This window comes from Phenylobacterium sp. (genome assembly GCF_004297125.1).
Taxonomy (GTDB): Bacteria; Pseudomonadota; Alphaproteobacteria; order Caulobacterales; family Caulobacteraceae; genus Phenylobacterium.
Genome location: NZ_SCVD01000024.1, coordinates 42,946 through 69,259, shown reverse-complemented (window position 1 = coordinate 69,259; position 26,314 = coordinate 42,946). Strand labels below are relative to the sequence as shown.

23 protein-coding genes are annotated in these 26,314 nt (G+C 68.4%); 14 read left to right on the top strand and 9 right to left on the bottom strand.

All coding sequences use genetic code 11. The features are described from left to right. Positions 1 to 18: 18 nt before the first annotated feature. The gene (locus EPO51_RS16535; RefSeq protein ID WP_293352529.1) at positions 19 to 1,881 is read right to left on the bottom strand and encodes a phosphoenolpyruvate carboxykinase (GTP); all 1,863 of its coding nucleotides are present in this window, start codon (positions 1,879 to 1,881) and stop codon (positions 19 to 21) included. A 493-nt stretch (positions 1,882 to 2,374) separates the two neighbouring features. On the opposite strand from EPO51_RS16535, the gene EPO51_RS16530 reads away from it, so the two are divergent. The 5 genes from EPO51_RS16530 to EPO51_RS16510 all read left to right on the top strand — a co-directional run bounded on the left by EPO51_RS16530 (position 2,375) and on the right by EPO51_RS16510 (position 8,494). Then, positions 2,375 to 2,926 carry an RNA polymerase sigma factor gene (locus tag EPO51_RS16530; RefSeq protein ID WP_293352527.1) on the top strand — a complete coding sequence of 184 codons (552 nt, stop codon included), beginning with the start codon at positions 2,375 to 2,377 and terminating at the stop codon, positions 2,924 to 2,926. A 97-nt stretch (positions 2,927 to 3,023) separates the two neighbouring features. Further along, complete coding sequence (locus EPO51_RS16525) at positions 3,024 to 4,004, top strand: FecR family protein (RefSeq protein WP_293352525.1); 981 nt, start codon at positions 3,024 to 3,026, stop codon at positions 4,002 to 4,004. A 36-nt stretch (positions 4,005 to 4,040) separates the two neighbouring features. Beyond that, positions 4,041 to 6,500, top strand: a complete 2,460-nt coding sequence (locus EPO51_RS16520; RefSeq protein WP_293352523.1) for a TonB-dependent receptor — start codon at positions 4,041 to 4,043, stop codon at positions 6,498 to 6,500. An 86-nt stretch (positions 6,501 to 6,586) separates the two neighbouring features. Then, a complete protein-coding gene (locus tag EPO51_RS16515) occupies positions 6,587 to 7,414 on the top strand; it encodes a glycosyltransferase family protein (protein WP_293352521.1) in 828 nt (275 codons plus the stop codon). Positions 7,415 to 7,486: 72 nt separating this feature from the next. Beyond that, the gene (locus EPO51_RS16510; RefSeq protein WP_293352519.1) at positions 7,487 to 8,494 is read left to right on the top strand and encodes an NAD-dependent epimerase; all 1,008 of its coding nucleotides are present in this window, start codon (positions 7,487 to 7,489) and stop codon (positions 8,492 to 8,494) included. An 88-nt stretch (positions 8,495 to 8,582) separates the two neighbouring features. Here the strand turns inward: EPO51_RS16510 and EPO51_RS16505 are convergent, their stop codons facing one another. Beyond that, positions 8,583 to 9,818: a M24 family metallopeptidase gene (locus tag EPO51_RS16505; RefSeq protein WP_293352517.1), complete on the bottom strand. Its 1,236-nt coding sequence runs from the start codon at positions 9,816 to 9,818 to the stop codon at positions 8,583 to 8,585. 212 nt (positions 9,819 to 10,030) lie between these two features. Between EPO51_RS16505 and EPO51_RS16500 the strand changes: the two genes are divergently transcribed. Continuing rightward, complete coding sequence (locus EPO51_RS16500; protein ID WP_293352515.1) at positions 10,031 to 10,351, top strand: UrcA family protein; 321 nt, start codon at positions 10,031 to 10,033, stop codon at positions 10,349 to 10,351. A gap of 3 nt (positions 10,352 to 10,354) precedes the next feature. Here the strand turns inward: EPO51_RS16500 and EPO51_RS16495 are convergent, their stop codons facing one another. Together EPO51_RS16495 and EPO51_RS16490 are read right to left on the bottom strand one after the other, a co-directional pair. Then, positions 10,355 to 10,831: a RidA family protein gene (locus EPO51_RS16495; protein ID WP_293352513.1), complete on the bottom strand. Its 477-nt coding sequence runs from the start codon at positions 10,829 to 10,831 to the stop codon at positions 10,355 to 10,357. Positions 10,832 to 10,850: 19 nt separating this feature from the next. Continuing rightward, positions 10,851 to 12,470, bottom strand: coding sequence for a flavin monoamine oxidase family protein (locus EPO51_RS16490; protein WP_293352511.1), 1,620 nt, complete (start codon positions 12,468 to 12,470; stop codon positions 10,851 to 10,853). A gap of 412 nt (positions 12,471 to 12,882) precedes the next feature. On the opposite strand from EPO51_RS16490, the gene EPO51_RS16485 reads away from it, so the two are divergent. Then, a complete protein-coding gene (locus EPO51_RS16485; RefSeq protein ID WP_293352509.1) occupies positions 12,883 to 15,408 on the top strand; it encodes a TonB-dependent receptor plug domain-containing protein in 2,526 nt (841 codons plus the stop codon). A gap of 242 nt (positions 15,409 to 15,650) precedes the next feature. On the opposite strand, the gene EPO51_RS16480 is transcribed toward EPO51_RS16485, so the two are convergent. From EPO51_RS16480 to EPO51_RS16470, 3 genes are all read right to left on the bottom strand, one after another. Further along, a complete protein-coding gene (locus EPO51_RS16480; protein WP_293352508.1) occupies positions 15,651 to 16,955 on the bottom strand; it encodes a nucleotide sugar dehydrogenase in 1,305 nt (434 codons plus the stop codon). After that, complete coding sequence (locus tag EPO51_RS16475) at positions 16,949 to 18,139, bottom strand: AGE family epimerase/isomerase (RefSeq protein ID WP_293352506.1); 1,191 nt, start codon at positions 18,137 to 18,139, stop codon at positions 16,949 to 16,951. Before EPO51_RS16475 ends, EPO51_RS16480 begins: the two co-directional genes overlap by 7 nt. A 154-nt stretch (positions 18,140 to 18,293) precedes the next feature. Further along, entirely contained in the window at positions 18,294 to 18,449 is a 156-nt protein-coding gene (locus tag EPO51_RS16470) for a hypothetical protein (RefSeq protein ID WP_293352504.1), read from the bottom strand. A 153-nt stretch (positions 18,450 to 18,602) separates the two neighbouring features. Here EPO51_RS16470 and EPO51_RS16465 point away from each other — a divergent pair, with 153 nt between their 5' ends. From EPO51_RS16465 to EPO51_RS16450, 4 genes are all read left to right on the top strand, one after another. Further along, on the top strand, positions 18,603 to 19,286 hold the full coding sequence (locus EPO51_RS16465) for a sugar transferase (RefSeq protein ID WP_293352502.1): 684 nt from the start codon (positions 18,603 to 18,605) through the stop codon (positions 19,284 to 19,286). A 150-nt stretch (positions 19,287 to 19,436) separates the two neighbouring features. Beyond that, the gene (locus EPO51_RS16460) at positions 19,437 to 19,676 is read left to right on the top strand and encodes a hypothetical protein (RefSeq protein ID WP_293352500.1); all 240 of its coding nucleotides are present in this window, start codon (positions 19,437 to 19,439) and stop codon (positions 19,674 to 19,676) included. Position 19,677: 1 nt separating this feature from the next. Further along, a complete protein-coding gene (locus EPO51_RS16455; RefSeq protein WP_293352498.1) occupies positions 19,678 to 20,367 on the top strand; it encodes a sugar transferase in 690 nt (229 codons plus the stop codon). Between the two features lie 75 nt (positions 20,368 to 20,442). After that, positions 20,443 to 21,918: an exopolysaccharide biosynthesis polyprenyl glycosylphosphotransferase gene (locus tag EPO51_RS16450; RefSeq protein ID WP_293352496.1), complete on the top strand. Its 1,476-nt coding sequence runs from the start codon at positions 20,443 to 20,445 to the stop codon at positions 21,916 to 21,918. Positions 21,919 to 21,959: 41 nt separating this feature from the next. Here the strand turns inward: EPO51_RS16450 and EPO51_RS16445 are convergent, their stop codons facing one another. Continuing rightward, positions 21,960 to 23,162 (bottom strand): glycosyltransferase family 4 protein, encoded by a 1,203-nt coding sequence (locus EPO51_RS16445; RefSeq protein ID WP_293352494.1) that lies wholly within the window; start codon positions 23,160 to 23,162, stop codon positions 21,960 to 21,962. A gap of 524 nt (positions 23,163 to 23,686) precedes the next feature. Here EPO51_RS16445 and EPO51_RS16440 point away from each other — a divergent pair. Continuing rightward, a complete protein-coding gene (locus EPO51_RS16440) occupies positions 23,687 to 23,830 on the top strand; it encodes a hypothetical protein (protein ID WP_293352492.1) in 144 nt (47 codons plus the stop codon). A gap of 83 nt (positions 23,831 to 23,913) precedes the next feature. Here the strand turns inward: EPO51_RS16440 and EPO51_RS16435 are convergent, their stop codons facing one another. Further along, the gene (locus EPO51_RS16435; protein WP_293352490.1) at positions 23,914 to 24,174 is read right to left on the bottom strand and encodes an XrtV sorting system accessory protein; all 261 of its coding nucleotides are present in this window, start codon (positions 24,172 to 24,174) and stop codon (positions 23,914 to 23,916) included. A 224-nt stretch (positions 24,175 to 24,398) separates the two neighbouring features. Between EPO51_RS16435 and EPO51_RS16430 the strand changes: the two genes are divergently transcribed. Both EPO51_RS16430 and EPO51_RS16425 read left to right on the top strand, forming a co-directional pair. Beyond that, positions 24,399 to 25,436: an alpha/beta fold hydrolase gene (locus tag EPO51_RS16430; RefSeq protein WP_293352488.1), complete on the top strand. Its 1,038-nt coding sequence runs from the start codon at positions 24,399 to 24,401 to the stop codon at positions 25,434 to 25,436. Between the two features lie 239 nt (positions 25,437 to 25,675). Further along, positions 25,676 to 26,257 carry a hypothetical protein gene (locus EPO51_RS16425; protein WP_293352486.1) on the top strand — a complete coding sequence of 194 codons (582 nt, stop codon included), beginning with the start codon at positions 25,676 to 25,678 and terminating at the stop codon, positions 26,255 to 26,257. Positions 26,258 to 26,314 lie beyond the last annotated feature (57 nt).

The window sequence follows — 26,314 nt, the reverse complement described above, 5'->3', positions numbered from 1 at the left end:
AGCGGTTGGGCGGCGGCGCTATTCCGCCGCCACCACCCTTTCGTCGGCCATCTCGTCCTTGGCCGCCTCCAGCCGCGTCACCAAAGCCTCGTACTCGTCCCACAGCGCCTTGGGCGTGGTCTCGCCAAAGCGTTCGTAGAAGGCCGGGATCAGGGCCGCCTCCTGGGTCCAGATCGCGGGATCGACGGTCAGCAGCAGGTTGAGCTGGGCTTCGGTCAGGGTCAGGCCCGACGTGTCCAGGCTGGCGCTGGAAGGCACCCGGCCAATCGGCGTGTCCACGGCCTCGGCCTTGCCGTCCAGGCGCTCGGAGATCCACTTCAGGACGCGGCTGTTCTCGCCGTAGCCCGGCCAGACGAACTTGCCGCGCTCGTCCTTGCGGAACCAGTTCACGAAGTAGATGCGGGGCAGCTTTGCGGCGTCGCGCGCCTCGCCCATTTTCAGCCAGTGGCCGAAATAGTCGCCCATGTTGTAGCCGCAGAAGGGCAGCATCGCGAACGGGTCGCGGCGCAGCTCGCCGATGGCGTTCTCAGCCGCCGCGGTGCCTTCAGAGGCCACGTTGGAGGCCATGAAGACGCCGTGCCGCCAGTCGCGGGCTTCCGTCACCAATGGCACCGCCGAGGCACGCCGGCCGCCGAACAGGATGGCCGAGATCGGCACCCCGGCCGGGTCCTCCCATTCGGGCGCGGCCACCGGGCATTGCGCGGCGGGCACCGTGAAGCGGGCGTTCGGGTGCGCGGCGGGTTCGTCGCTGTCCGGCGTCCAGTCGCGGCCCTTCCAGTCGATCAGGTGCGCCGGCGCATCGGGCGTCATGCCTTCCCACCAGACGTCGCCATCGTCGGTCAGGGCGACGTTGGTGAAGATCGAATTGCCCCAGAGCGCGTCGATGGCGTTCTTGTTGGTTTCCACGCCGGTGCCCGGCGCCACGCCGAAGAAACCGGCTTCCGGGTTGATGGCATAGAGCCGGCCATCCTCGCCGAAGCGCATCCAGCAGATGTCATCGCCGATGGTCTCGGCCTTCCAGCCGGGCAGCGTCGGCTGCAGCATGGCCATGTTGGTCTTGCCGCAGGCGCTGGGGAAGGCCGCGGCCACATACTTGGCCTCGCCCTCGGGCGAGGTCAGCTTCAGGATCAGCATATGCTCGGCGAACCAGCCCTCGTCGCGGGCCATGACCGAGGCGATGCGCAGCGCGAAGCACTTCTTGCCCAGCAGGGCGTTACCGCCGTAACCGGAGCCGTACGACCAGATCTCCCGGGTCTCGGGGAAATGGACGATGTACTTGATCTCGTTGCAGGGCCAGGCGACGTCCTTGACGCCATCGACCAAGGGCATGCCCACCGAGTGGACCGCCGGCACGAAGAAGCCGTCGTCGCCCAGCATGTCGAGGGCGCCCTTGCCCATGCGGGTCATGATCTTCATCGACACGGCCACATAGGCGCTGTCGGTGATCTCGACGCCGATCTGGCTGATCTTCGAGCCCAGGGGGCCCATGCAGAACGGCACGACATACATGGTGCGGCCGCGCATCACGCCCTTGAAGAGGTCCTTCAGGTCGGCGCGCATCTCGGCGGGGTCCAGCCAGTTGTTCGTCGGGCCGGCGTCCTCCGGCTTTTCCGAGCAGATGAAGGTGCGGCTCTCGACCCGGGCCACGTCGCGAGGGTCGGACGCCGCATGGAACGAATTCGGCCGCTTGTCGGGGTTCAGCGCCTTCAGGGTGCCGCTGGCCACCAGCTCACCCGTCAGGCGGGTCCATTCGGCGTCCGATCCATCGCACCAGACGACGCGGTCAGGCTGGGCCAGGTCGGCGATTTCACGCACCCACTGCACGAGTCTGGCGTGTTTCGTCGGCGCGGGCTCAAGCCCCGGCACGGTCTTCAGGCTCATAGATGACTACTCCTTGGGCCCCATTTCGGCACAGCGGACTGTGCGCACTGCTCTCTCACCGAGAGCAATCTCATAGAATGAGAAGACCCGTCTGCATACCTTGGGCCAGCCCGGTCGCCTTCGACTTCGCGTGATCGCACCGATCTGGCTGGCGGGATCGCAACGCCGCCTGTGGATAAGTCAGCGGCGGGCGCCAGGCGCGGCGCCGGCTGTCACGAATCGGCGGGAGAACGTGCGGGTCGCTCCCCCGCGACCCGCACGTCGTGACACCACCCCCAGGACGGCTGCCGCGAGGCGCCGTCAACCATGGCATCGAAGCCAAGACGCCGCCGAAGCGCCCCGCCCCCCGGCCGGCCGCGCAGCGAAGTTGGCGCGGGCTCCGGAATGAGGCATGTCTTCTGCTAGGTTCCACCGTTCCGGCGTCCATGGATCAGCCCCGCCCGAGCCCGACCTTCTCGCCCGGCCCGGGGGCCGGACGCCGCAGGCTGCCGGCGTGACCGTCGTGACCGACCCCGAAACGCCCGCCGCCGGGCCAACCGATCCGCTGCTGGAGATCTATCTGGAACGCCGGGCCAACCTGGTCCGCTTCTTCGCGGCCCGCTCGGGCTCGCGTCTCGTCGCCGAGGACCTTGCCCAGGAGCTGTACGTCAAGCTGGCCACGCGGTATCCGGCCGTCACGGCGGAGAATCCGGTCGCCCTGATCTATCGCATCGCCACGAACGTCATGCTGGACCGCGCCCGCGGCGAGGCCCGCGCCACCGCCCGCGACGCCGCCTGGCGGCGTGTCGCCCACGCTTCGATGGGCGGCGAGGACGTGGCCGAGGAAATCCCCGCCGACGAGGCGGTGGCCTCCCGCCAGCGGCTGCGCCAACTCGTCGAGGCGGCGGCCGGACTGCCGCCGCAGATGCAGCGCGCTTTCCGCCTGCACAAGCTGGAAGGCCGCAGCCACGCCGAGACCGCGCGGGTCATGGGCATATCCGTGAAATCGGTCGAGAAACATGTATCGGCCGCCCTCAAGGCCCTGACCGCGAAGCTTGGCCGATGATCTACCGGAAATTGCATCGAGCAACTGGGGGGCGGCGCCGGGCGGCGGCGTCTATTCCAGCGACGGGCCGCCGCACGCGGTGGCCGTGGAAGGGCTCATGAGCAACGCTTGGCGATATGGCGACGATGCACGGCGTGAAGACGCCGCGGCATGGGTCGTGCGCGTCGAGGCCGGGGACCTGAGCGACGCCGAGGCGGTGGCGTTCGACGCCTGGTTGTCGGCCACGCCCGGGAATGCGCGGGCCTTCGACGACGCGCTCGCGGTCTCCCACGCCTATGCGGCTGCCGGCGAAGAGGTGGCGCGCAACCTGTCCGAGCGCCGCGCCAGGCCAGCGGTCGGCCGCCGCGCCTTCGTGGGCTTCGGCGCCGTGGCCGCCGCCGCGGCCCTGGCGGTGGTGATCGCACCTCAATTCTCGCAGCCCGAGTCCGACAGCTACGTCACCGCCAAGGGCCAGCGCCGGACGGTCCAGCTCGCCGACGGCTCCACCATCGACCTCAACGGCGGGACCCGCCTGACGGTCAGGCTCGGCAGCGACAGCCGCCACGTGTCCCTCGCCGAGGGCCAGGCGGTGTTCGACGTGGCCCATGACGTTCGTCGCCCGTTCCTCGTGGACGCCGGCGATCGCACGGTCCGCGTCGTGGGCACGCAGTTCGACGTCCGCCGGCTGGGCGGCAAGCTCTCGGTCACGGTGGCGCGCGGCGCCGTCGAAGTCCGGCCTGCCGATGGCGCGGCCGGCAAGGCCTACCGCCTTCATCCCGGCCAGCGGCTCGAGCATGTGGACGGCGCGGCCGTGACCCGGATCGCTGCGGCCGAGCCCGCGGAAGTGCTGGGCTGGCGCTCCGGCCGCCTGGTCTATCGCCAACAGCCTTTGAGCGAGGTCGTGGACGACCTCAACCAGCAGTTTGCAACACCGATCCGCATCGAAGACCCGGAATTGGCGGCGATGCCCATCTCCGGCGTCCTGGTTCTCGACGATCAGGCTGCGGTAATCCGCCGCCTGGCCTTGCTGGTTCCCATTACCGCTGTACGTTCCGGCCCGGGCGTGGTCCTGCGGCGCAATCCTGCGGCGGGCCGATAATGGGGATGTGGAGCCATAAACAGGCGCGGCCTGTCTATGCGTGCGATGCTGGGCGGCGCCGCCCTCGCCTGTCTGGCGGGGCGCGCTGAGGCCGCCGACGCGCGCCTGCGCTTCAGCATTCCGCCGCGGCCCTATGCCGATGCGCTGATCGACCTGGGCCTGCAGGCCAACATCTCCGTCCTCGGCACCGCCAGCTGCGGCGCAGGCGGCCGCGCCGAGCTGTCCGGCCGCCACAGCATCCGCGAGGCGCTCGACCGCCTCCTGGCCAGCGCCCCCTGCCGCTATACGATCATCGACCCGCGCACCGTGCGGATCCTGCCCAGCGCGCCCGCCCAGGAGCCGGCGTCCGTGCGCGACGCGCCGCGGGCGCCGGCGCTGGTCTCGGAGGTCGTGGTCACCGCGACCAAGCGTCCCGCGGCCCTGGCGCAGCTCCCCGCCGGCGTCAGCGCCATCTCCCGCGAGCAGATCGCCGCCACGCGCGCCGCCGATGTCGGTCAGACCGTGGGCCAGCTCGCCGGGGTGCTTACCACCAACCTCGGGCCGGGCCGCGACAAGCTGTTGATCCGTGGCCTGTCGGACGGCGCGTTCACCGGCCGAACGCGCTCGACGGTGGCGACCTACCTCGACGACGCCCCGATCAACTACAACGCCCCCGACCCCGACCTGCGCCTGGTCGACGTCGACCGGGTCGAAGTGGTGCGCGGCCCCCAGGGCGCGCTCTATGGGGCCGGCTCGCTGGCCGGCATCTACCGGATCGTCACCAGCAAGCCCGATCTGGAGCACGCCACATTCGGAATTTCCGGAGGTCTCGCCTGGACCAAGGGCGGCGACAGTAGCCACGAGATCGAGGGCCACGCGAGCCTGCCCATAATCAAGGATCGCATCGCGATCCGCCTGGCAGCCTACGAGGAAGTCCAGGGCGGCTATCTGGACGACGTGAACCTGCGCATCCCCAACGTCGATCAGACCCGGCGCGATGGAGGCCGGGTCGCCCTACGGGTGCGGATCGACGACAATTGGCGGCTGGACGCCCTGGCCGCCACCCAGCACCTCCGCTCGAACGACACTCAGTACGTCACGGTCGCCACAGGCTCTAGCCCGCTCTCCGGCGGGATGAGCCTGGCCCTTGAAGACGGCGATGAGGTCGGCGCGCCGGGCGAACGCCGCAACCGGGTGCGCGAGGCTCACAACAATGACTTCTACTCCGCCGGCGTCACGCTGCACGGCGACCTCGCCTGGGGCACCCTCACCTCGTCGCTAAGCTATGTGCATCATGTCTTCTCCAGCCAGTTCGACGCCTCGAGAAGCCTGGACGACGTGTTCCCCACAAGCGAAGCCGACCTCGGCGTCTTTGTCGAGGCGACCCGTTCCAACATGGTCGTGCAGGACCTTGTCGTCCGCTCGCCGGGGACCGGGCGTCTCAACTGGCTCGTCGGGATTTACGCCGCCCGCACGGTCGAGCGGGCGCCCTCGGAACTCGGCTTCGTGACCATGGCGTCCGCCTCGCGCGCCGGGCCGATGGTGGAGACGGTCTACACCGAGAATCGCAAGGATCGCCTGAGCGAGTCCGCGCTCTATGGCGAGGTGGCCTATGTCCTCGGTGACGGGTGGACCGCGACCCTGGGAGGGCGACTCTTCCGGACACGTGTCCACACCACCGCCGATATTTCCGTCATCCCGCCCTACGACACCCGCGCCTTCGACGCCGCCCGCACCTTCGACGGCTTCTCCCCTAAGATCTCCCTGCAGCGGGAGTTCTCGAATGGCGACCTTATTTACGGCCTGATCACCGAGGGATATCGCCCCGGCGGGTTCAACTCAGGCGGCTTCTACGCGGTCGGCGTGGCCCGAACCACCTTTGCGCCCGACCGGCTGCGCAACTACGAAGTCGGGGCCAAGTTCCGTCGCCTCGACGGTCGGCTGGCGGTGCGGGCCGCCGCCTACTACGACGACTGGGCGAACATTCAGACGGACCAGTACCGCCCCTCCGGTATCGCCTTCACCGGTAATGTGGGGGACGCCCGCATCGTCGGGCTCGAAGTCGAGATGAGCTACGATTTCCCCTTCGGCCTGTCGCTACAGGCCAACGGGCTGATTTCGGACAGCCGGATCAAGAATCCCAATATCGCCTTCAACCAGAACGTCACCGGCGACCTGCCGGGCGTGCCCAGGGTTTCCGGCGGGCTGTTGGCCGTCTACGAGCGTCCGCTGAGCGAAGACCTGAACCTGCGCCTGGTCGGCGAGACCAGCTATGTCGGCAAGGCCGACCTGAGCTTTGACGCCACCGTGCGCTCCCAGACCGACGACTACCTGCGCGCCAAGCTTTCAGCCGAAATCGCCAGCGACCACTGGCGATTGACGGCCTTCGTTACCAACCCGCTCAACTACGAAGGCGACACCTTCGCCTATGGTAACCCCTTCAGCTTCGGCCGGGTCCGTCAGGTCACCCCGCAGCGTCCCCGCACCTTCGGCCTGCGACTCGGCGCCGCATTCTGAACAAATTGTAAAGCTTGGCCTGGGGGGCAAAAGCTTCGGGCGGCGTCTTATCTCGTAACGGGGTCGTCGGGATGGGAGCGTTCGGGGTGGTCAGGTTATCTGCGCTCGTCTGCGTGCAGAACCAGGATGCGAGGCTTTCGGAATGCCTGCGCAAACTCTCCTTCTGCGATGAGATCGTGGTGGTCGCCGACCGCTGTACGGACCGCTCGCAGGACGTCGCGCGCCGGCAGGGCGCGATCGTCATCGACGGCATCTTTCCGCTCGAAAGCCAGCGCAAGGCCGCGGGCGTCGAGGCCTGCTCCGGCGATTGGATCCTCGAGATCGACCCGGACGAGCTGGTGGACGCCGCCCTCGCCTGGGAAGTCCGCGCCGTCTTGCAGATGCGTCCGGCCGGCGACTGGTACGAACTGCCCATCGACAACTACGTGGGCGAGACGCTGGTGCGCGAAGGCTGGGCCGGCGCACTGAGCTCGCGGGCCGAACCGCGCCTCTACAAGCGCGGCCTGAAGGCCTGGGAGCCGCGGCGCCTCAACGCCCCGGCCGTCATGGCCGGCCGCTCCGGCGGCGCTCTAACCGGCGCCATCCGCCGTTCGCTGGGCCGCGACGTCGGCGGGCTGCTGGAGCGCCTGAATCGTCTCACCGCCCTCGCCGCCGAGGATCTGGCCGACGCCGGCCGGCCGGTGAACCTCGCCTCGGGCCTGCTGGCGGGCGCCGCGACCTTCCTGCGCGGATATGTGGGCCGTGGGGGCTGGCGCGAGGGCCGTGTGGGCCTGCTGGTGGCCATGCTGTCGGCGATGTTCCCCGTCCTGTCGCAAATGCGGGCCAGCGACGTGCTGGAGGCCCGCAACACCGCGGTGGCCGAGGCCACCCGAGCTTCCCGGATGCGCGACGTGGTCGGCCTCGCCGCGCGCTGAGAACTTAATCGCCTTGCAACCCGGCGACCGCTAGGCACGCTTGCGCATCGGCGCAGGCAGCGAGGCGACGTCTTGACGATTCTGGTCACCGGTTCCGCCGGCTTCATCGGTTTCCACCTGAGCCGCCGACTGCTCGAGCGCGGCGACACGGTGGTCGGCCTCGACAGCCTGAACTCGTACTACGACCCCAAGCTCAAGGCCTCGCGCCTGGCGATCCTCGAGGCCCACAAGGGCTATCGGCACGCCAAGCTCGACCTCGCCGACCGTGACGGCGTGCCCGCGCTGTTTGCCGAGGTGAAGCCGGAGCGGGTGGTCAACCTCGCCGCCCAGGCCGGCGTCCGCTACAGCCTGGAGAGCCCCGAGACCTACGTGGACTCCAACGTGGTGGGGTTCCTGAACATCCTGGAGGGCTGCCGCGCGGTCCAGCCGAAGCACCTGGTCTTCGCCTCCACCAGCTCGGTCTACGGCAACCACAACAACCTGCCGTTCAACGTCCACGACGCGGCCACACACCCGATCACGCTCTATGCGGCCACCAAGCTCGCCAACGAGAGCATGGCCCACTCCTACGCCCACCTGTTCGGCATCCCCGCGACCGGCTTTCGCTTCTTCACCGTCTATGGCCCGTGGGGCCGTCCTGACATGGCGCTGTTCAAGTTCACCGACGCCATCCTCAAGGGCCAACCGATCGACGTGTACGGCGAGGGCCGGATGCAGCGCGACTTCACCTACGTCGACGATATCGTCGACGGCCTCGTCGCCGCCCTTGATCGACCGCCCGTGGCGAACCCCGCCTGGAACTCCGAGACCCCCGATCCGGCCACCAGCGCGGCGCCGTGGCGCATCCTGAACCTGGGCGCGAGCCGCCGGGTCGAACTGATGCGCTACATCGAGGTCCTCGAAGAAAAGCTCGGCCGCAAGGCCACGATCAACCTCATGCCCATGCAGCCCGGCGACGTGGCGCGCACCGAGGCCGACACGGCTGAAACCCGCGCCGTCCTGGACTACGCTCCTTCGACGACCGTCGACGTGGGCGTCGGCCGCTTCGTGGACTGGTATCGCGAGTACTACGGAGTCTGACGGCGATGGCGCGGATCGACCGGGCTTCGAGGACCGCCAGGCCAGGATGGACTCCCGCCTCGCGAACCTCGCGGCCCTCGTCGAATAACTAGACCGGCGTCTCGATCGAGACCGAGGGCTGCGAGAACCACTTCGGCCCCGCCTCCGTCATGTGGAAGCAGTCCTCCAGGCGCACGCCGAACTCGCCCGGGATGTAGATGCCGGGCTCGTCGGAGAAGCACATGCCGGACGCCAGCTTCGTCGCCTCGCCGCGCACCAGGTTGACCGGCTCGTGGCCGTCCAGGCCGATGCCGTGGCCGGTGCGGTGCGACAGGCCGGGCAGCTTGTAGTCCGGCCCATAGCCCAGGCCGACGTAGTAGCTCCGCGCGGCGTCGTCCACACTGCCGGCGGCTACGCCCAGCTTCGCCGCCTCGAAGGCGATCTGCTGGCCCTTCTGGACCTCGTTCCACACCTTGCGCTGCCTGGCCGTCGGTTCGCCGAACACGAAGGTGCGCGAAATGTCGGACTGGTAGCCCTCCACCGTGCAGCCGCAGTCCATCAGCACCACCTCGCCGGCCCTTACGGCCTGCGGCTTGCCCGAGCCGTGAGGATAGGCGGACGCCTCGCCCAGCAGGACCAGTTCGAACTCCGGATCGCCGCCCAGGGCCACGGTCGCCTGGTTCATCAGCCGGCCGATGTCGGACGGCCGCATCCCCGCCTCCACCTTGGGGATCGCATGGCGGTAGGCCGCCATGGTGATGTCCGAGGCGTGCTGCATCAGGGCGATTTCGGCCGGCGACTTGATCATCCGGCAGCCCCGCACGATCGGCGCGCCGTTCTTGAGCGTGGCGGTGGGCAGGTTCCGCTTGAGGCCGTCGACGATGAAGTAGCGGTTGGTCTCCTCGATCCCGACGACGCCGGATCCCAGCTTGCGGTCCCTCAGCCAGCCGGCGACCAGGGCCAGCGGGTCCTCGTGTTCCTGCCAGGTCCGCACCTGGGCCGGGACGCCCAGGCTCTCGCGGACCGAGGGCTCCTCGAAGAAGGGCGTCACCACGCCGATCTCGCCCTCTGCGGGGATGATCGCGCAGGTCAGCCGCTCGCTGCGGCTCCAATGGATGCCGGTGAAGTAGATCAGGCTGGAGCCCGGTTCGACCAGCAGCGCCGAGACGCCTTGCTCGCGCATCAGCCTTTGGGCCTTGGCGACCCGCGCCTCGCGCTCGGCAGCCCCGATGGGCGGCGGCGTATCGGGCAGCGGCGCGGGGAGATCGGCCGCGCCCGCTGCGCCGGCGACGGTGGTCAGGGCCAGGCCGGCGGCGCCCAGGGTGAGAAGTCTGCGACGATCCATGCGGCGAAGCTCGCGCGACTCCGGACCCGGCTCAAGGCCCCGCGGGGCCTGGCGGTCCGCTCAAAGCCATTTTCCGGGAACTGGCGCTATTTTCACTCACTTGCCCGTGAAATAAGCGCCGCCACGGGTTTCACGCTTGGATAGCGCGCATTATCTAGCACCCAACCATACCAAAGGCCGGCGCACGACCGGTCTCCAGGAAGGAGTACCCCATGAAACTCATCGCCATCCCGGCGCTTTTCGCGCTCGCCCTGGCCGCGCCCGCGGTGGCGGGGCCAACGGTCACGACGTCGATCGCGGTCTCGCCGGCCGGCCTCGACCTCTCCACCGCTGCCGGCGCCGAGACCATGGCGAACCGGCTGGACCGCGCCGCCGTGCGCGCCTGCGGCGCCTCCGACTTCAGCCTGCGCGATTACCAGCAGGCCGTGCGCCGCTCGGCCTGCTATCGCGACGCCATGGGCCAGGCGCTGACCGCGCTGAACGCCCCGGCCGTGAACGCCGCGCTGCGAACGGCGCCCCCCGGCGACCGCTGACGACTATTTCGCGGGCGCCTTGGCCGCCTGCACCTCGATCTCGGCATACATCCCGGGTCGCACCAGCGCGGCGACCTGGGACGTAATGCGCGCGGGCTTGTTCTTCAGGGGCCCGTAGAACTGGTTGTAGCCTTCCATCATGCCGGCGAAATCCATGCCGCCGCCCTTGGCCGGGTCGCCGACCAGCAGCACCCGCATCATCACGCTGTCGCTCAGCTCGTAGCCCTGCGCCTTCATGATCCCCTGGATCTTGGTCAGGATGCTGATGACCTGGGTCTTGGTGTCGCCGAACGGCGTGGCCGCCGGCGCGCCCGCCACCGGATCGGGCGTGATCCCGCTGACGTAGAGCATCTCCGATCCGGCCGGCACCTTCACCGCACTCGAGATGAAGGCGTTGGATGGATTGACGTGGACGTTCTGGGCTTGGGCCGCACCCGCGGCGAGCGCGAGCAGGACGGCGGGCAGGATGGCTTTGTGCATGGTTTTCCCCTCGAAGGCTTCAGGCTGCGGGCCGCTCGCCGCGGCGCTCCGCGACGGACTGTGACACACGGGTCGCGATCTGGCCTAGGGTTCGCTGCGCGGAAAGCACAGCCCCTTCCTGCCAGCCCGGCATCTGCGACAGGTGGGCGCCTGAGAAATAGACGCGGCCGTGGGGCTCGTTCAGCAACCGGTAGGCCGGATCGTCCAGATGGCCCTCCTGGCCGGCCGCGCCGGGCCAGGCCGGCCACGGCCCGAGATTGAAGGGGATCTTGCTCCAGTTCACCACCACGGGGTTCGACATTTCGGCCTCGTGCCCGGGGTGCAGACGGCCGACCACGCCCCTGGCGATGGCGATCTGCTCCTCCAGCGGCCGCGCTGCAAAGCCCTTGGCGTTCGGCCCCGAGCCATAGCAGGCCAGCAGCATGCCCCGCTGGGTGTGCAGGCCGTTGGAGGGATACCAGACCAGGCCCGTATCGCCGCCGACGAACGAGATGCCGCCGAAGATCTGCTGCTTCTCCCAGAAGCGCGGGGCGTCGAAGCCGATCTTGTTCGAATAGTCGTACGGCACGGCCGCGATCGCCGCCTTCACCGGCTTGTCGAAGTTGGTGTCGATCTTCGCGAGGATGTTCAGTGGGATGGTGACGATGGCGTAGTCGGCCTGCGCCACCTGGTTCGGCCCGCCCGACCGATCGCGCCACGCCACGGCCACGCCGCCGGCGGTCTGGCGGATCTGCAGAACCTCGGCGTTCAGGATGAGCTGACTCTTGATCGCCCGCTGGAAGCCCGCGGCGATCCGGTCCATCCCGCCCACGGGCTGGAACATCGTGGCCTGCATGTAGACCACGTCCTCGAAGAGGGTCGAGGGGAGCTGCTCGTTGGCCAACAATTCCTTGAGAGGCACCGGGTCCCGGCCTTTGCCGAACTGCGAGGCCGCTCCCGGAAGCTGCGCGAAGCCGGAACGCTCGGTCCCCTTGAACGTCATGCCCTGGTCCAGGTCGCCGTAGGCCCTGAGGAACGGCAGCAGCTTCTGCTTGTCCTCGGCCGTCAGGTCCTGGTCCAGCGCCCCCTTGTTCAGCGCCTTGGCGAGCAGTTCGGAGATGTAGCCGCGGGTGTCGTTCACCCCCTGCCGCATCTGGATCGGCTTGCCGCCATTGGAACCGGCCGACCAGAAATAGGCGCTGCGGCTGGAGTTGATCTCGACCTCCAACGGCACGCCCAGCTTGTCGCAGTAGCCCAGCAGGCCCTCGTGGTGGCTTGGGATGCGGGCGGGGCCGGCGTTCATGTAGAGGCCGTCCGAGAACGCGACGGTCTGCGTCGCCTCCCCCACCATCTCGACCTTGGAGCCGTTGCGCAGCGTCCAGTTGCGTCCGCCCAGCCGGTCGCGCGCTTCCAGCAGGGTCACGGCGAACCCTGCCCTCTCAAGTTCGTAGGCGGCCGTCAGGCCGGCGATGCCGCCGCCCAGCACCACCACGCTCTTCCCCGCCCCCAGGTTGGTCGGCAACTGCAGGGGCCCGGCCTTGGCCGGCGTGGCCATCAGGCCCAGGCTGACCATCGCCGAATAGGCGGCCGCGTAGCCGCCGGCTGCCCCGATCCTATGCAGGAAACCCCGACGACTTAGGCCCACCGCCCGCTCCATCATTCATGCCCCCGCCGCCTCGGACGGGTGGCGACAGACGGCTGGGCTAAAGCCCGGCTGGCAAGGTGGACGACCAGACATTAGGCAGTTTACCGGCGTGCTGGCCGGAGAATCGGCAGCTCGCGCGCAACAATTGATCAATTGACTCCTGCGTCAGTTTTATGAATTCAGAATTCGACCTAATCGTCGATTTTACATGATTGTCAAATTCAGTAATCGTGCCGCGCAAAGACGCGCGGGAGCAAATATTTTCATCATGAAACAAATACCCATGTAACGCGTCTTCCACCTCTTATTGACTCGGCCGACCACGCACGTGGTGCTGACCCTGCATAGCGGCGCCGATGCTTTGGAAGACCGCTTCGAGGGGAATAGCGCCGAGAAGGGCCCACATCGAAAACGAGGGGGTCTAAGAATGAAAAGATTGTTTGCGGGCGTGAGCGCCCTGGTTCTGGGCGTCGCCATGGCGGGCGCTGTCCAGGCCGCCGAAGCGGACGGCGCGGCCGACACGGCCGAGTTGGACGCCGTCATCGTGACCGGCACGCGTACGACGGGCCTGCGCGCGGTCGACAGTCCCGCGCCGATCACGGTGCTGGATTCCACGGCCCTGTCGCGGGTCGGCCAGTCCGACCTTATCCAGGCGATCGCGCAGAACGTGCCGTCGTTCAACGCCCAGGCGTTCGGCGGCGACACCGCCAACCTGACGCTGTCGGCCAAGCTGCGCGGGCTGTCGCCCAACCACGCGCTGGTCCTGATCAACGGCAAGCGCCGCCACGGCACCGCCAACCTGGCGGTCCTGGGCGGGCCGTTCCAAGGCGGGGCCGCGGCCGACCTGAACTTCGTCAGCCTGGGTTCGGTAAGCCACATCGAAGTGCTGCAGGAGGGCGCCGCCGCGCAGTACGGCTCCGACGCCATCGCCGGCGTCATCAACATCATCCTGAAGGACGCCAGCGAAGGCGGGTCAGCCACGGCCAGCGCCGGCAAATATATGAGCGGCGGCGGCGAGACGGCGGACCTGACGCTCAACGTCGGCTTCCAACCGGTGCCGAACTCCTACCTGAATTTGACCTACCAGACGCGCTATCACGACTACAGTTTCCGTGGGGACGTCGACCCGCGTGTCACCAACACGCTCGCCAACCTAAATTCGTCGTCGCGCCTGTCGCGCTACCCGCAGCTCGCGAACCATCCGGACTTTCCGTACATGAACCGCATCACCGGCGATGCGGAGTACCGGCTGAACATCGGCGCGTACAACTTCGGCATCGAGCTCGGCGAGCTCGAGCTCTACAGCTTCGGCACCTACGGCGACAAATACGCCTCGGCCTACGAGAACTACCGCGTCCCGAACCTGGTGGTCGGCAAGGACGGCACGGTGCCCCGCCCGTTCGGGTTCAGCCCGCGCGAAGTGATCTACGAAACCGACTATTCCGCCACGCTCGGGCTGAAGGGCCAGATGGCCGGCGGCTGGAATTTCGACCTCGCCTCCACCTACGGCAAGGACGACGTGTCCATCCATGTGAAGGACTCGATCAATCGATCCCTCTACATCGACACCTCGACCGCCACGACGCCCGGCCAGTCGCCGACCGACTTCTACGCCGGCGCCTTCATTTTCACCCAGTGGACCACCCAGGCCGACTTCTCCAAAGAGTACGACGTGGGCATGGCGGGGCCGATGAACGTGGCCTTCGGCGCCGAGTACCGGAAGGAGACCTACGAGATCAAACCGGGCGACGCGGGCTCTCGCTACAAGGAAGGCTCGCAGTCCTATCCGGGCTTCCAGTTCACCGACGCCGGCAAGCACGACCGCAAGAGCTACGCGGTTTACGGCAACGTGGCGCTGAGCCCCACGGAGCCTCTGAAGCTCGACCTCGCGGCCCGCTATGAGCATTTCAGCGACTTCGGCGACACCTTCATCGTCAAGGCCACCGGCCGCTACGACTTCAACGAACAGCTCGCCATCCGCGGCACGGCCAGCACCGGCTTCCGCGCCCCGACCCTGGCGGAAAGCTATTACTCCGCCACCAACGTCTCCCCGACCTCGGCCTTCGTGCAACTGCCGCCCAACTCGGCGGGCGCCGCCCTGGTCGGCGTGAATGGACTGGATCCCGAGAAGTCGCGCAACTTCAGCGTCGGCTTCGTCGCCCATCCGGGCCACGGGATCACCGCCACGCTCGACATCTACCAGATCAGCATCCGTGACCGGGTGGTGGGCTCCGGTTCGCTGTTCGGCTCGGGCGGTGACAACAACATTCCTGCCGTCCTCGCGGCCATCAAGGCCAATGGCAACGTGCTGGACCCGACGGTCACCCAGACCGGGATCAACATCTTTACCAACGGCCTGAACACCCGCACGCGCGGCGCCGAACTCGTGCTGACCACCAGCACGGATTTCGCCGACTGGGGCAGCGTCCAGTGGTCGTTGACGGGCAACTACACCGATACTGAAGTCACCAAGATCGCTGCGCCGCCGCCGCAGCTCGTCGGCAACATGGGCCCGGCGTCGCTCTTCGATCTGACCTCGATCGGCAACCTGGAGACCACCTCGCCCAAGTACCGCTTCGTGCTTGGCGCGTTCTGGACCTGGGACAAGCTGTCGGTGAACCTGAAGGAGACCCTCTACGGGCCGGCTTCGCGCTACGACAGCCGCACGGGCTGCTCGCTGACCACCGGAGCGACCTCGCCGACGTGCTTCAAGAACAAGATCGACGCCACGTTCATCACGGACCTCGAGATCAGCTACCGCATCATCGAGCCCGTGAAGCTGACGATCGGCGCCAACAACCTGTTCAACAAGTACCCGGACAAGCTGAATTCGGACTACCGCAACACCTTCCTCAGCGGGAACGCCAACGGCTATGTGACCCAGTACCCGACGTTCTCGTCCTTCGGGATCAACGGCGGCTACTACTACGGGAAGATCACCTACACCTTCTAAGATCGACCTGACCGGAGAAGGCCGCGGGTTCGCTCCCGCGGCCTTTTTTACGCGCGCTGTCCGGCGCAAACAAAAAGCCGCGCCTTTGTGGGGCGCGGCGAGTTCAGGGAGGAAACGCCCCGAAGGGCAAGGCCACCGTGGCCCGCCCCGCGCGGCGTTGGAACGGTCTAGCTGTCCGAAACGGCGGTTCGGTGACAGGCGCCGCAGAAAGGGGCGCCCTGCTCGCGAAATAAGCGTCAGCCTTAGAGGCGAAGGTCGGACTCGCCCTTCGCCAGCATGGCCTTCACGTCGAAGACGACCGCGTCCTGGCGCCCGAAGGCGCGGATCCGCCGGGCGCCCAGCTCGGCGAACTGGCGGTGCGCCACCGCCACGATGATTCCGTCGTAGGCGCCGGCGGCGGGCTCCGCCACCAAGGCGAGCCCGTACTCACGGCGCGCCTCGCCGGCGTCGATCCAGGGGTCGCAGACATCCACGGCGACACCGTAGTCCGCCAGCTCGCGCACGATGTCGATCACGCGCGTGTTGCGCAGGTCCGGGGTGTTCTCCTTGAACGCCAGGCCCATCACCAGCACCCGCGCACCCTTCACGGCCACGCCGCGCCGGATCATCTCCTTGACCAGCTCGCGGGCGACATAGCCTCCCATGGCGTCGTTGATGCGCCGCCCGGCCAGGATCACTTCGGGACGATAGCCCAGGCTCTCGGCCTTGTGGGTCAGGTAGTAGGGATCGACCCCGATGCAGTGACCGCCCACCAGGCCGGGCCGGAAGTTCAGGAAATTCCACTTGGTCGCCGCCGCCGCCAGCACTTCCTGGGTGTCGATGCCCAGGCGGTGGAAGATCAGGGCGAACTCGTTGACCAGGGCGATGTTCAGGTCGCGCTGCGTGTTCTCGATCACCTTCGCGGCCTCGGCCACGCGGATCGAGCTGGCCCGGTGCGTGCCGGCGCGCACCACCGAGGCGTACAGCGCATCCACGAAATCAGCCGCCTCCGGCGTCGATCCGGCGGTCACCTTGACGATGTCGGCGAGCCGGTGGTTCGGATCGCCCGGATTTGCCCGCTCGGGGCTGTAGCCGGCGAAGAAGTCGCGGTTGAACGCCAGGCCCGAGACCTCGGCCACGACCGGCACGCAATCCTCTTCCGTCGCGCCCGGATAGACGGTGGATTCGTAGATCACCACCCCGCCCTTGCCGATCGCCGCCCCGACCGTGCGGCTGGCCGCCATCAGGGCCGAAAGGTCGGGCCGCTTGTGCTCGTCGATCGGCGTCGGCACTGTGACGATGAAGACGTTGCAGTCCGCCAGCGCCGCCGGATCGGCGCTGAAGGTCAACCGCGCGGCGGCCTTGAGCTCGGCGGGCGTCACTTCCAGCGTGCGGTCCTCGCCCCGCGTCAGTTCGGCGATCCGCTCGGCGCCGATGTCGAAACCCACGACGTCGTGCCGGGCGGCGAAGGCCACGGCCAGCGGCAGGCCGACATAGCCCAGGCCGATCACGGCGATCCTGGCCGGCGTGCGGGTGAAGGGGTTCTGCATGGCGCGGGTGACTAGCACGGTTCGCCGGCGTACCGCGCCAGTTCGCGGATCGCCAGGAACAGGTGGTAGAACGAGGTGGCCGGCGACGGCTCCTCGACGAAGCTGCCGTCGGCGCGCATCCGCTCGCGCCACACCCCGCGGGCCGGCGTGTCCAGATAGGCCGCCAGGCCGTTCGCGGCCTGCAGCGCCGCGGCCTCGTCGCCCAGGGTCAGGGCGGCCTTCAGGTGCTCGGTCTGCGGCCAGAGGCGCGCGGCCCCGTCGCGGACCGCCAGATCCTGGGTCAATGCGTCGACCACCACGTTCCGCCGCGGATCGAACCCGCGCCGTCCGACCGTGAACAGCCGCACGGCCGCCGCCCGCGCGTCGGCCCGGCCACGCGCCGCGCCCCATCGGTCGAGCAGCCACGCCCACTCGAACTGGTGCCCGGGCTCGATCAGCCCTTGCTCGCCCGGCAACCGGCGCCAATCGCGGTCGAAGAACTCCGAGAGCGCGCCGGTGGCCGGATCGATGAGCCGGGTCAGGGCGAGCCGCCCCAGTTCGTCGGCCATCGCCGCCCAGCCGGCGTCATCGTCGACCGCCTCCCACGCCAGGGCCGCCTCGAACAGGTGCATCGAGGCGTTGGCCTGGAACGGCCATTCGCCCGCCTCGCGGAAGCCGCCCGCGTCGTGCCGGAACGCCTCCAGGCGGCCGCGCACCTCACGCGCCAGGTCGACGCGCCCCAAGGCCGCCATCGCCAGCAGGATGAAGGCGTGCTCGTAGAGGTAGGCCGTCCGATCGTCCCGTGCCCCGTCCCGCCCCAGGATCGCGACGAACAGGCCGTCCTCGCGCCGCATCTGGTCCAGGAACCGGTCGAATCCCCGCTGCGCCGCCGCCAGCCACGGCCCGGGGATCCCCTCCGCCGCCGCCGTGGCATAGACGAAGGCCTGCCGGGCCTGCACGCGGGACCGGCGGCGCGGATCATGGGGCGCGCCCGTCCAGGTCAGGGCTTCCCGGAACCCTCCGTCCTCCGGATCGACACCGGCCTCGGCCCAGAGCGGCAGCGCTGCTTCGCGCAGCCAGCCGTCGTACCAGGCCGCCGCCGCGGACAGGTCGGCGAATTCGGGGCCGCCAAGGCGGGGGTCACGGCGGGAGGGCAGTTCAGGTCTCCATCGCGACCGCCCGGGCCGCGAGGCCTCACCTATCGCCTTCGAGGACGATCGCAAGCGCCTTTGACGCTCATCGTGGGTAAGCTTGTGGCGTGCGGCCGGCGCCGGGGATGCTTCGCCTCGATTGCCCTCAGGGCCTCGGACGGTTAAAACCCTTTAAGTATAGGGTCTGAGTATGTTTTTTCGCGCAGGCGGTCGGGAGGGACCGTCCCTAGGCGAGAAGCGCGCGCAGGCCCAGGCCGATGCAGGTCCACAGCGCCAGCGACGCGCAAGCGCCGATGGCGAGGCCCATACCGACCGGAAGGCGGCGGGCCGCGGGCGCTTCGGCAACGTGGGTGACCAGTTCGACGGACACGTCGGACGGCATAATTCTACTCCGACACCGCCCAATTCCCGGGCTGTGTCACATTAAATGCCGACGAGCGTGAAGAGTTCGTTTGGGAAGAAGGCTAACAGGAAGCAACCATGACGTCGGGAGGGACGTCCGGTTGGAGTGTGCGGGACTGGGGTGTTGCTCTAGATGACGGATGTCGTCGCCAGGACGTTGGGTGTCGCCCCGCCGGCTGAAGAGCCTGTGGTCCGTACGCTATCGGCGCCCGAGGCGACCGGTGTCGCCGACAGCTTCGGCAAGCGCGCCGTCGACATCGCGGGCGCCTTCTTCGCCCTCTTGCTCTTCCTGCCGCTGCTGCTCTGCATCGCACTGGCCGTGCGGATGGAATCCGACGGCCCGGTGATCTTCAGGCAGCGGCGCACTGGCCACTGCGGCCGCATCTTCACGATCTACAAGTTCCGCACGATGACGGTGACCGAGGACACGGGGAACGTCCGCCACGCGACCCGCGACGACAAGCGCGTCACCGCCATCGGCGCCGTCCTGCGCAAGCTCAGCCTCGATGAGCTGCCCCAGTTCCTCAATGTGCTGAAGGGCGACATGTCGCTGGTCGGGCCGCGGCCGCACGCGCTGGGCCACGACGACTACTATGGCGAACTGATCCCCGCCTATGTCGACCGCTTCCGCGCTAAGCCGGGCCTGACGGGCCTGGCCCAGGTGAACGGCCTGCGGGGCGAAATCCAGGACCTGCGGTGCATGCGCGACCGGATCGCCGCCGACAACCTCTACATCGACAGCTGGTCCCTGGGCCTCGACATCGCGATCCTGGCGAAGACCGCCCTGATCATCTTCCGCGATCCCCAGGCGTACTGAACGCCCGGCGCTGGCGACGATTTGTAAACCCTGGCTGCAACCGGACGGCCACCGTCTCCGAATATAGTGAAGATTACGCAGTTGCGGGACGGGACCCGTGGCGCGGCTCTTGCTGCGGACCGCGCGTAATCTGCGGGGCGGTCGGGGAAGATGTCCGGATTTGAGACGCGATTTCGAGCGGAAGACGACGCGGACCAAATCCGCGCCGCCTTCTACGGCTTCATCGGCGCGCATATCGGCGACGTCGACGGCGACGCCCATATCTCGACCGAGATCGACACCCAGGGGCCGAAGCTTCGCGTCCGCCTCTGGAGCGCCGAGGCGATGGACGCCTTCCTCCGCGGGCTCTATCCGACCGGCCGGCCGGACCGCAGGGCCTGCTATGAATAGCATGGCCGAGTTCCGGGCTCCCCACGCCGAGACAGCGAAGTGGACGTCGACGCCCGGCGGCCCGCCGCCGACCGCCAGACCGATCGTGGCCTCCACCTGCGCCGACAGCCGCCGCAAGCGCGCCTTCGACATCGTGATGGCGTTCGGCGCCCTGATGGTCTTCCTGCCGCTCCTGCTGACGATCGCCGTGCTGGTGCGCCTGGAGAGCCGCGGCCCGGCGCTCTTCCGCCAGCGCCGGACCGGCCTGCACGGCAAGGTCTTCACGGTCTTCAAGTTCCGCACCATGACCGTGGCCGAGGATGGCGAAACGGTCCGCCAAGCCACCCAGGGCGACGCCCGGGTCACCGCCCTGGGAGCGATCCTGCGGAAGCTCAGCCTGGACGAGCTGCCTCAGTTGCTGAACGTCCTGCGCGGCGACATGTCCCTCATCGGGCCACGACCGCACGCCGTCGCCCATGACGAGGCTTGGGCGAAGCAGGTCACCGGCTACGAGCGCCGCTTCCGCGCCCGCCCCGGCCTGACCGGCTACGCCGCCGTGTGCGGCTTCCGCGGCGAGGTGAAGGAACTGCAGGCCATCATCGACCGCGTCCAGTCCGACAACGAATACATCGACACCTGGACCTTCGGCCTCGACATGAAGATCATCTGGCGGACCCTCCCGCTGGTCTTCGGCGACACCCGCGCCTATTGACCACCGGTCTCCCGGATTAACCGATCGCTCAGGGCCATCCGCTAGGGTCCCCGCCGACAGGGTTTGGGGACCAGTATGGCCGACGACACCGGAGCCTTCCGCGCGATCACGGACGGCAAAGCCACGCCGGCGCAGCATCGCCGCGGTCCGCTCCGCCCAGAGCGGCTGCAGAGCGTGCGCACCCGCGTTTCGGGCGCCGGCCTGGCCCGTCTCTTCCAGGCGGGCGACGCGGCCGCCCTGCTGATCGTTTCGTTCCTGGCCAGCCGGCTGATGGACTTCCCGAAGGTGATGTGGCTGGGCGCTCCGCTGCTGGCCGTATTGCTGCTGGTTTCCACCGGCGCCTACGCCATGAGCTCACGAGAGCGCTCGCGCCGACGCTTCGGCCGGCTGCTGATCGCGGCGGCGGCGGCGGGCGGCGGGGCCGGCACGGTCTGCGGCGTCCTGGACCCCACCTTTCCGGTGATCGGCTGCGCCCTGTGGGTGGCCACGGCGGCCGCGGCGCTGTGCGCGACCCACCTCGCCTGGGGCTTCGTGCTGAAGACCCTGCGCAAGCGCGGGCAGTTGACCCCCAACCTGATCATCGTCGGCGGCACGCCGGCGGCCCAGCGCCTGATCAAGCGCGCGATGAAGACCCGCGACGTCAACATCCTGGGCATCTTCGACGACCGCCGTGAGCGGGTCGGCCCCGAGGTCTGCGGCGTGCCCGTGCTGGGCAAGACCGCCGACATGATCGACCACCGCATCCTGCCCTACGTCGACCGGATCGTGGTCACGGTGCCGCCCAAGGCGAGCGCCAGGATCGCGCAACTCCTGGAACGCCTGGCGCCCATCCCCAACCCGATCTCCCTGCTGCTCGACGACACCGACGACGAGACCGAGAGCCAGGCCATCGGCCGCATCGCCGACTTCGACCTCATGCACATCTCGGGCGCGACGGAGAAGTCAGGCTATCTGCAGGCGAAGCGCGCCATGGACCTCGTCCTGTCGGTGCTGGGGTTGATCGCGCTGGCGCCCCTGATGACCGCCGTGGCCATCGCCATCCGCCTGGACAGTCCCGGTCCGATCTTCTTCCGCCAGCGCCGCCACGGCTACATGAACGAGGAGATCGTGGTCTGGAAGTTCCGCTCGATGCGGGTCGAGACCTCGGACTTCGCCGCCGCGCGCCAGGTCACCGCCGACGACGACCGCGTCACGAGGGTGGGCCGGTTCATCCGCAAGACCAGCCTCGACGAGCTGCCGCAGATTTTCAACATCATCACCGGCGAGATGTCGATCGTGGGCCCTAGGCCGCACGCCATCGGCATGCTGAGCGGCGGGGCCGAGGCCTCCAAGCTGGTGGAGACCTACGCCCACCGCCATCGCATCAAGCCGGGCCTGACCGGCTGGGCCGCGGTGAACGGCTCGCGCGGCCCGGTGGACACCGCCGAGGACGTTCGTCGCCGCGTGGCGCTGGATCTCGAATATGTCGAGCGCCGCTCGCTTTGGCTCGACATCGCCATCATCCTGCGCACCGCCCCCTGCCTGCTCGGCGACAGCGGAGGCGTGCGTTAGCACCCGCGCAAGCCCCCTCGCCCCAAGCGGTTCAGTTCAGCTCACCGCGCGCCGGCGATCTCGCCGGTCCCCGTGCGCCTCTGCGAGGACATGGGCTCGTCATCGTCGGCCGATCGACGCCAGTGAAAGGTAGTCCCGCAGGCGGCGACGGCCCGGCGACGCGCGGCGGCGACCAGGGCGGCAGGTCTTTGCACGCCCAGTTTTTCCTCGACCATCTCGCGGACCCCGACCGCCCAGGCCGCCCAGTTCAGCTCTTCGCGGCTAGCCGCCAGCGCCGCATATGACATCCGCACATAACGGCGGCGATCGCTGAGCAGGGCGATGAGTTCGTCGGCGAACGCCGCAGCAGAAGCCCCTTCTTCCAACAGCACGCCGGTCTGGCCCGCATGGACGATCGAAGGAACCCCGCCCGTCCGGTAGCTCACCGTCGGCAGGGCATAGGACGCAGCCTCGGCGAAAACGATGCCCAAGGCCTCGAACTGGGTTGGAAGGAAGAAGACGTGCGCGGTGGCGAACAGCCCCTTCATGCGCTCGTCGTCGGCCGGCACGTTCTTGTCCAGGAAGCCGTGATAGGTCACGCCCTCGACTTCCGCCGCGCTCGGAGGACAGCTGCCCACGACGTCGACATGCACCGAGTAGCCGCGCCGCCGCATCTCAGAGACGGTCTCCAGGACGATGTCACCGCCCTTGCGGGACCAGTCCGCGCCCACGAAGAGCAGCCGCCATTCCTTCTCGGAGCGACTCTCCGGCCGGATGGCCTCATCGGCCACGAGGTTCGCGCCCCACGCGATCTCGACCACGCGGTCCTGCGAACCCCCATGGTCTCGCACGGCCGAACGGCTAGCCCATTCCGAGGGAAACAGGGCCGCCCGGGCGTTTTGGATACAGAAGCTCTCGAGCGCGGCCGCGGCCTTCTTCAGCCACGGCGCCAGGGCCTTGTGACGCGGATAGTAGTTCGCCATCGAGGCCAGCGTCGCGTCGGACACAAAGATGGTCGGCCCCCGCTTGGTCAATTCGGCGCAGATGGGGGTGATTGCGACCGCGAACGTGATGTCGCAGTCGCTGGCCGAGACTTCCGCGATCGTGCGCCTGGCGCCCCACGCCGCTACAGCGGGCCACCAATAGATGTCGATTGCGCCCCGGGTCACGCGACGGACGACGCGGCGCGTGATGTCGAACCACGGCGCCCACGGTCGCCGGATCACGAGCTTCACGTCGAACTCCTCCCGGAGGGCGGTCAGCATATGCAGCGGTGTTCCCGACCAGGTCAGCACGTTGGTAGGGTCGCCGGCGCAAACGAACGCGAGACTGAGCCGGCTCCCGGCTGGAACAACGGGCTCGTCCAACGCTACTTCCGCCACGCCGAAATCACTCCCCGGCAACCAAGCTGTCATCGCTATCCCCTAGCTCGACCGCGTACTTGCGCCCTGCATTCGCAGAACTACGCCGTTGCGGCCGGCTAGCTCCTGACCGGCCGGATCGACGTGCGCCGAACGAACACCCATTTCGTCAACCCCTCGGGCAAGGCGAATGTTCCCCAACCGACATAAGCAAGATGCACGCCAGCCGCGTAGATGATCAACCGGCGCGACCGCCTTCGCGTGACGCGAGCCCCAGCCGCACTCCTCGCTTGCAAATACGCGGCCGGTGCGCCTATCGGACGCGCAGCGGGCAAAATTGTGGTCGTCTGGCCGCACGGCGCGAGATGGCCCAGCGTCCGCCGACGCAATCCGCATCAGATCATTGCCGTCCGCCGCAGGCGCAAGCTATGTACGGGCGCATGCCGTACCGAAACGAGAACTCATTCTGGGAAACCCGCGCAGGCATGTGGATATTCCTGGCGCTCATCGGCCTCGCGGCCGGCGCGTTTGGCGGCCTGCTCGCCCTTGGATCACAGGTGATCGGCGACTAGCCGGCGCATTCCACCCAGGCGACAGGCCCCAGGCACCTTGGCGTGCGCAATGACCTCAGCTCCAGCGGATGTCGGCGCAAGCCTCAGCGCTTGGGGAACTTGATGTTCAGGCCGAACGGCTTCAGCACCAAGGCGACGTACACCAGCACGGCCAGGACGATCAGGAACGAGACCAGCCCCTGACCTTCATTGCCGAACCAGTTCGCCACCGCGCAGCCCACCGCAGGCGGCAGATAGTGAAGGATCGTGTCCTGCGGCTCGCCCGGCTGGACCGATCTGTGCAGAAACAGCACAACCAGCCCTCCGAAGATCGCCACGGTGATCCAATCGTAGACCGTCTCCACCCGCGTACTCCGTTCTCGCCTACGCTTACCTATCAGGAAGGACGCAACGTGCAATCGCGAGCTGCCCACCTTCCACCGATCCTTTCGCAAGCAAGACCCATGCCGCCCCCGGCGATCCGTGATGTAGTGGTCCGCGTCGCAGGCGACGCGAGGCGAGTGTGAGCATCCGAGGGGGCGAGTCGCGGACGCCTAGGCGGCGGACGGCTGCACCGATCCTGGCGCTGATGTCCGTCGCCCTGGCGGGTTGCAGCCTCCCGGGCAAGCTGGCCGCCGCCGCGGCTGACGCCCGGCCGGGTCAGCTGGTGGCCCTTCCGGACGGGCGGCGTCTCAACCTCGTCTGCACAGGAAGAGGCTCCCCGACGGTCATACTGGAAGCGGGCTTCGGAGCCACGGCGGGCGCCTGGTACAAGGTCAAGCCGGCCCTGGCCCGCACCACCCGCGTCTGCGCCTACGACCGCGCTGGAGCCGGCTTCAGCGATCCTGGACCGCTGCCCCGCGACGGCGCGGCCATCGTGCGAGATCTCGACCAGGCGCTGACGGCGGCGAGGATCGGAGGCCCCTATGTGGTGGTGGGGCATTCGGCGGGAGGACTCTATGCGCGCCTGTTCGCCGCCCGCCGCCAGGGACAGGTCGCGGGCCTTGTCCTGCTCGACCCGACCCTCGAGCGACGCGCGCCGCAGCCGGTCGGCGACGGCCTCGACGGCATCCGCCGTCGCGTGCAGCGTTGCCTGGCGGCGTCGGAAGCCCAGCCCCAGCCGCCATTGACCGATCCGCAGTGGGAGGGCTGCGTTTCGGTCAAGGAGGGTCTCCAGGCGATCAAGATGGCTCAAGCGCCGGACGCCTGGCGCAACCAGCTCTCGGAACTCGACAACATCTTCGGGCGCACCTCGGACCAGGTGATGCGGATCGGCGGAGTTCTGCGGAGCGTCCCGATATATGTCATCACCGCGTCGCAAACCGCCGCCGCCGCCCCGAGCTACGGCTTCGACAAGCCCCGATCGGTCGTCGAGCTGCGGCATGAGGCGATCGCCCGCACCTCCGAGTTCGGCTCTCAGCAGACCGTCGTGTCCTCACACATGGTGATGTTCGACCGGCCGGAGGTCGTCGTCATGGCGGTCGAGGAGATGATCCGGGCCCATCGCGCCGGCCGCCCGCCCTACCCGCTCCTTTCGAACGAAACCGATCAACCCGTTGGCGACGACCTCGTCCCGGCGCCCGATACGACCCTCGACCCGCCCCCGTCGGCGTTCTGGAAGCCCTAGCGGTCGCGGGCGAGTCGCCCCGGCTGGGCCCTGCGAACGCCACGCCGCACCAGGATTTCGCGAAGATTTGCGACCCTCGCGCGACAGTGCAGTCCAAGGCCAAGCTTTTCGCCCATGTCACTGAGTCCTCGCGTCACTTTCATCGAACTGTCGCGGCCGGACCACATACTCACGCCGAACCGCAACTGGGGGACGACGCCGGGACTTCCTGCGAATCGTCTGCGTAGGAGACCCGCTGGATGCGCTACGGCGTCGTCCGATCGTCACCGGACCTTCCGCCGCCGAGCGTCCAGCGTCGCCTGGTGATGACCGCCGGTTGCGACCTCGTCCTGGAGGAAGGCGACCCGAATGTGGCGTCCCACCGGAGTCTGCTGGCCCTGCTCTTCGGCCTGGGGCGTGGAGACGAGGTCATTGTCCATGGTCTGGAGTGCCTCGACGCGACCACAGGCGAGCTGGCCCGCCTGATCCGCCGGTTCTTCGAGGCGGGCGTCACCCTCAGGATCGTCGGCGGCTCGCAGATCGAGACGCTGGCGCCCACCGGCGCGATCCCGCGCGCCCTGGCTCTGCTGGCCGACCACGAGACGCGTCGCCCCCACCGGGCTACGGGCCGTCGACGGACGAGGAATACCGACGCGCCCCTCACCCAGCATCAATTGAGGTTCGCCCGCGACATGCATCGCCGAGGGCACTCGATGCGGGCCATCGGCCTGCTGTTCCGGCTGTCGCCGAACGAAATCGCGAAGCTGTTGCGGGCGAGCCCGTCGCCCGACATCGAGTCGGACGCGTTGGAACCGCCGCTCGGAGCACCGCCGCGAGCCTGAAGCTCGTCCCCGCCCCATGGTTCCGTGATCAGCCCCGCCCACGCAGCCCGCGGGACG

Excerpts from the sequence above, each read along its gene's own strand:
- EPO51_RS16450 (WP_293352496.1), top strand. The coding sequence starts at position 20,443 with ATGGCCGACGACACCGGAGCCTTCCGCGCGATCACGGACGGCAAAGCC.
- EPO51_RS16535 (WP_293352529.1), bottom strand. The coding sequence starts at position 1,881 with ATGAGCCTGAAGACCGTGCCGGGGCTTGAGCCCGCGCCGACGAAACAC.
- EPO51_RS16430 (WP_293352488.1), top strand. The coding sequence starts at position 24,399 with ATGTCCGTCGCCCTGGCGGGTTGCAGCCTCCCGGGCAAGCTGGCCGCC.
- EPO51_RS16460 (WP_293352500.1), top strand. The coding sequence starts at position 19,437 with ATGTCCGGATTTGAGACGCGATTTCGAGCGGAAGACGACGCGGACCAA.
- EPO51_RS16440 (WP_293352492.1), top strand. The coding sequence starts at position 23,687 with ATGTACGGGCGCATGCCGTACCGAAACGAGAACTCATTCTGGGAAACC.
- EPO51_RS16520 (WP_293352523.1), top strand. The coding sequence starts at position 4,041 with ATGCGTGCGATGCTGGGCGGCGCCGCCCTCGCCTGTCTGGCGGGGCGC.
- EPO51_RS16500 (WP_293352515.1), top strand. The coding sequence starts at position 10,031 with ATGAAACTCATCGCCATCCCGGCGCTTTTCGCGCTCGCCCTGGCCGCG.
- EPO51_RS16485 (WP_293352509.1), top strand. The coding sequence starts at position 12,883 with ATGAAAAGATTGTTTGCGGGCGTGAGCGCCCTGGTTCTGGGCGTCGCC.
- EPO51_RS16525 (WP_293352525.1), top strand. The coding sequence starts at position 3,024 with ATGAGCAACGCTTGGCGATATGGCGACGATGCACGGCGTGAAGACGCC.
- EPO51_RS16425 (WP_293352486.1), top strand. The coding sequence starts at position 25,676 with ATGCGCTACGGCGTCGTCCGATCGTCACCGGACCTTCCGCCGCCGAGC.
- EPO51_RS16455 (WP_293352498.1), top strand. The coding sequence starts at position 19,678 with ATGGCCGAGTTCCGGGCTCCCCACGCCGAGACAGCGAAGTGGACGTCG.
- EPO51_RS16470 (WP_293352504.1), bottom strand. The coding sequence starts at position 18,449 with ATGCCGTCCGACGTGTCCGTCGAACTGGTCACCCACGTTGCCGAAGCG.
- EPO51_RS16445 (WP_293352494.1), bottom strand. The coding sequence starts at position 23,162 with ATGCTGACCGCCCTCCGGGAGGAGTTCGACGTGAAGCTCGTGATCCGG.
- EPO51_RS16505 (WP_293352517.1), bottom strand. The coding sequence starts at position 9,818 with ATGGATCGTCGCAGACTTCTCACCCTGGGCGCCGCCGGCCTGGCCCTG.
- EPO51_RS16495 (WP_293352513.1), bottom strand. The coding sequence starts at position 10,831 with ATGCACAAAGCCATCCTGCCCGCCGTCCTGCTCGCGCTCGCCGCGGGT.
- EPO51_RS16490 (WP_293352511.1), bottom strand. The coding sequence starts at position 12,470 with ATGATGGAGCGGGCGGTGGGCCTAAGTCGTCGGGGTTTCCTGCATAGG.
- EPO51_RS16465 (WP_293352502.1), top strand. The coding sequence starts at position 18,603 with ATGACGGATGTCGTCGCCAGGACGTTGGGTGTCGCCCCGCCGGCTGAA.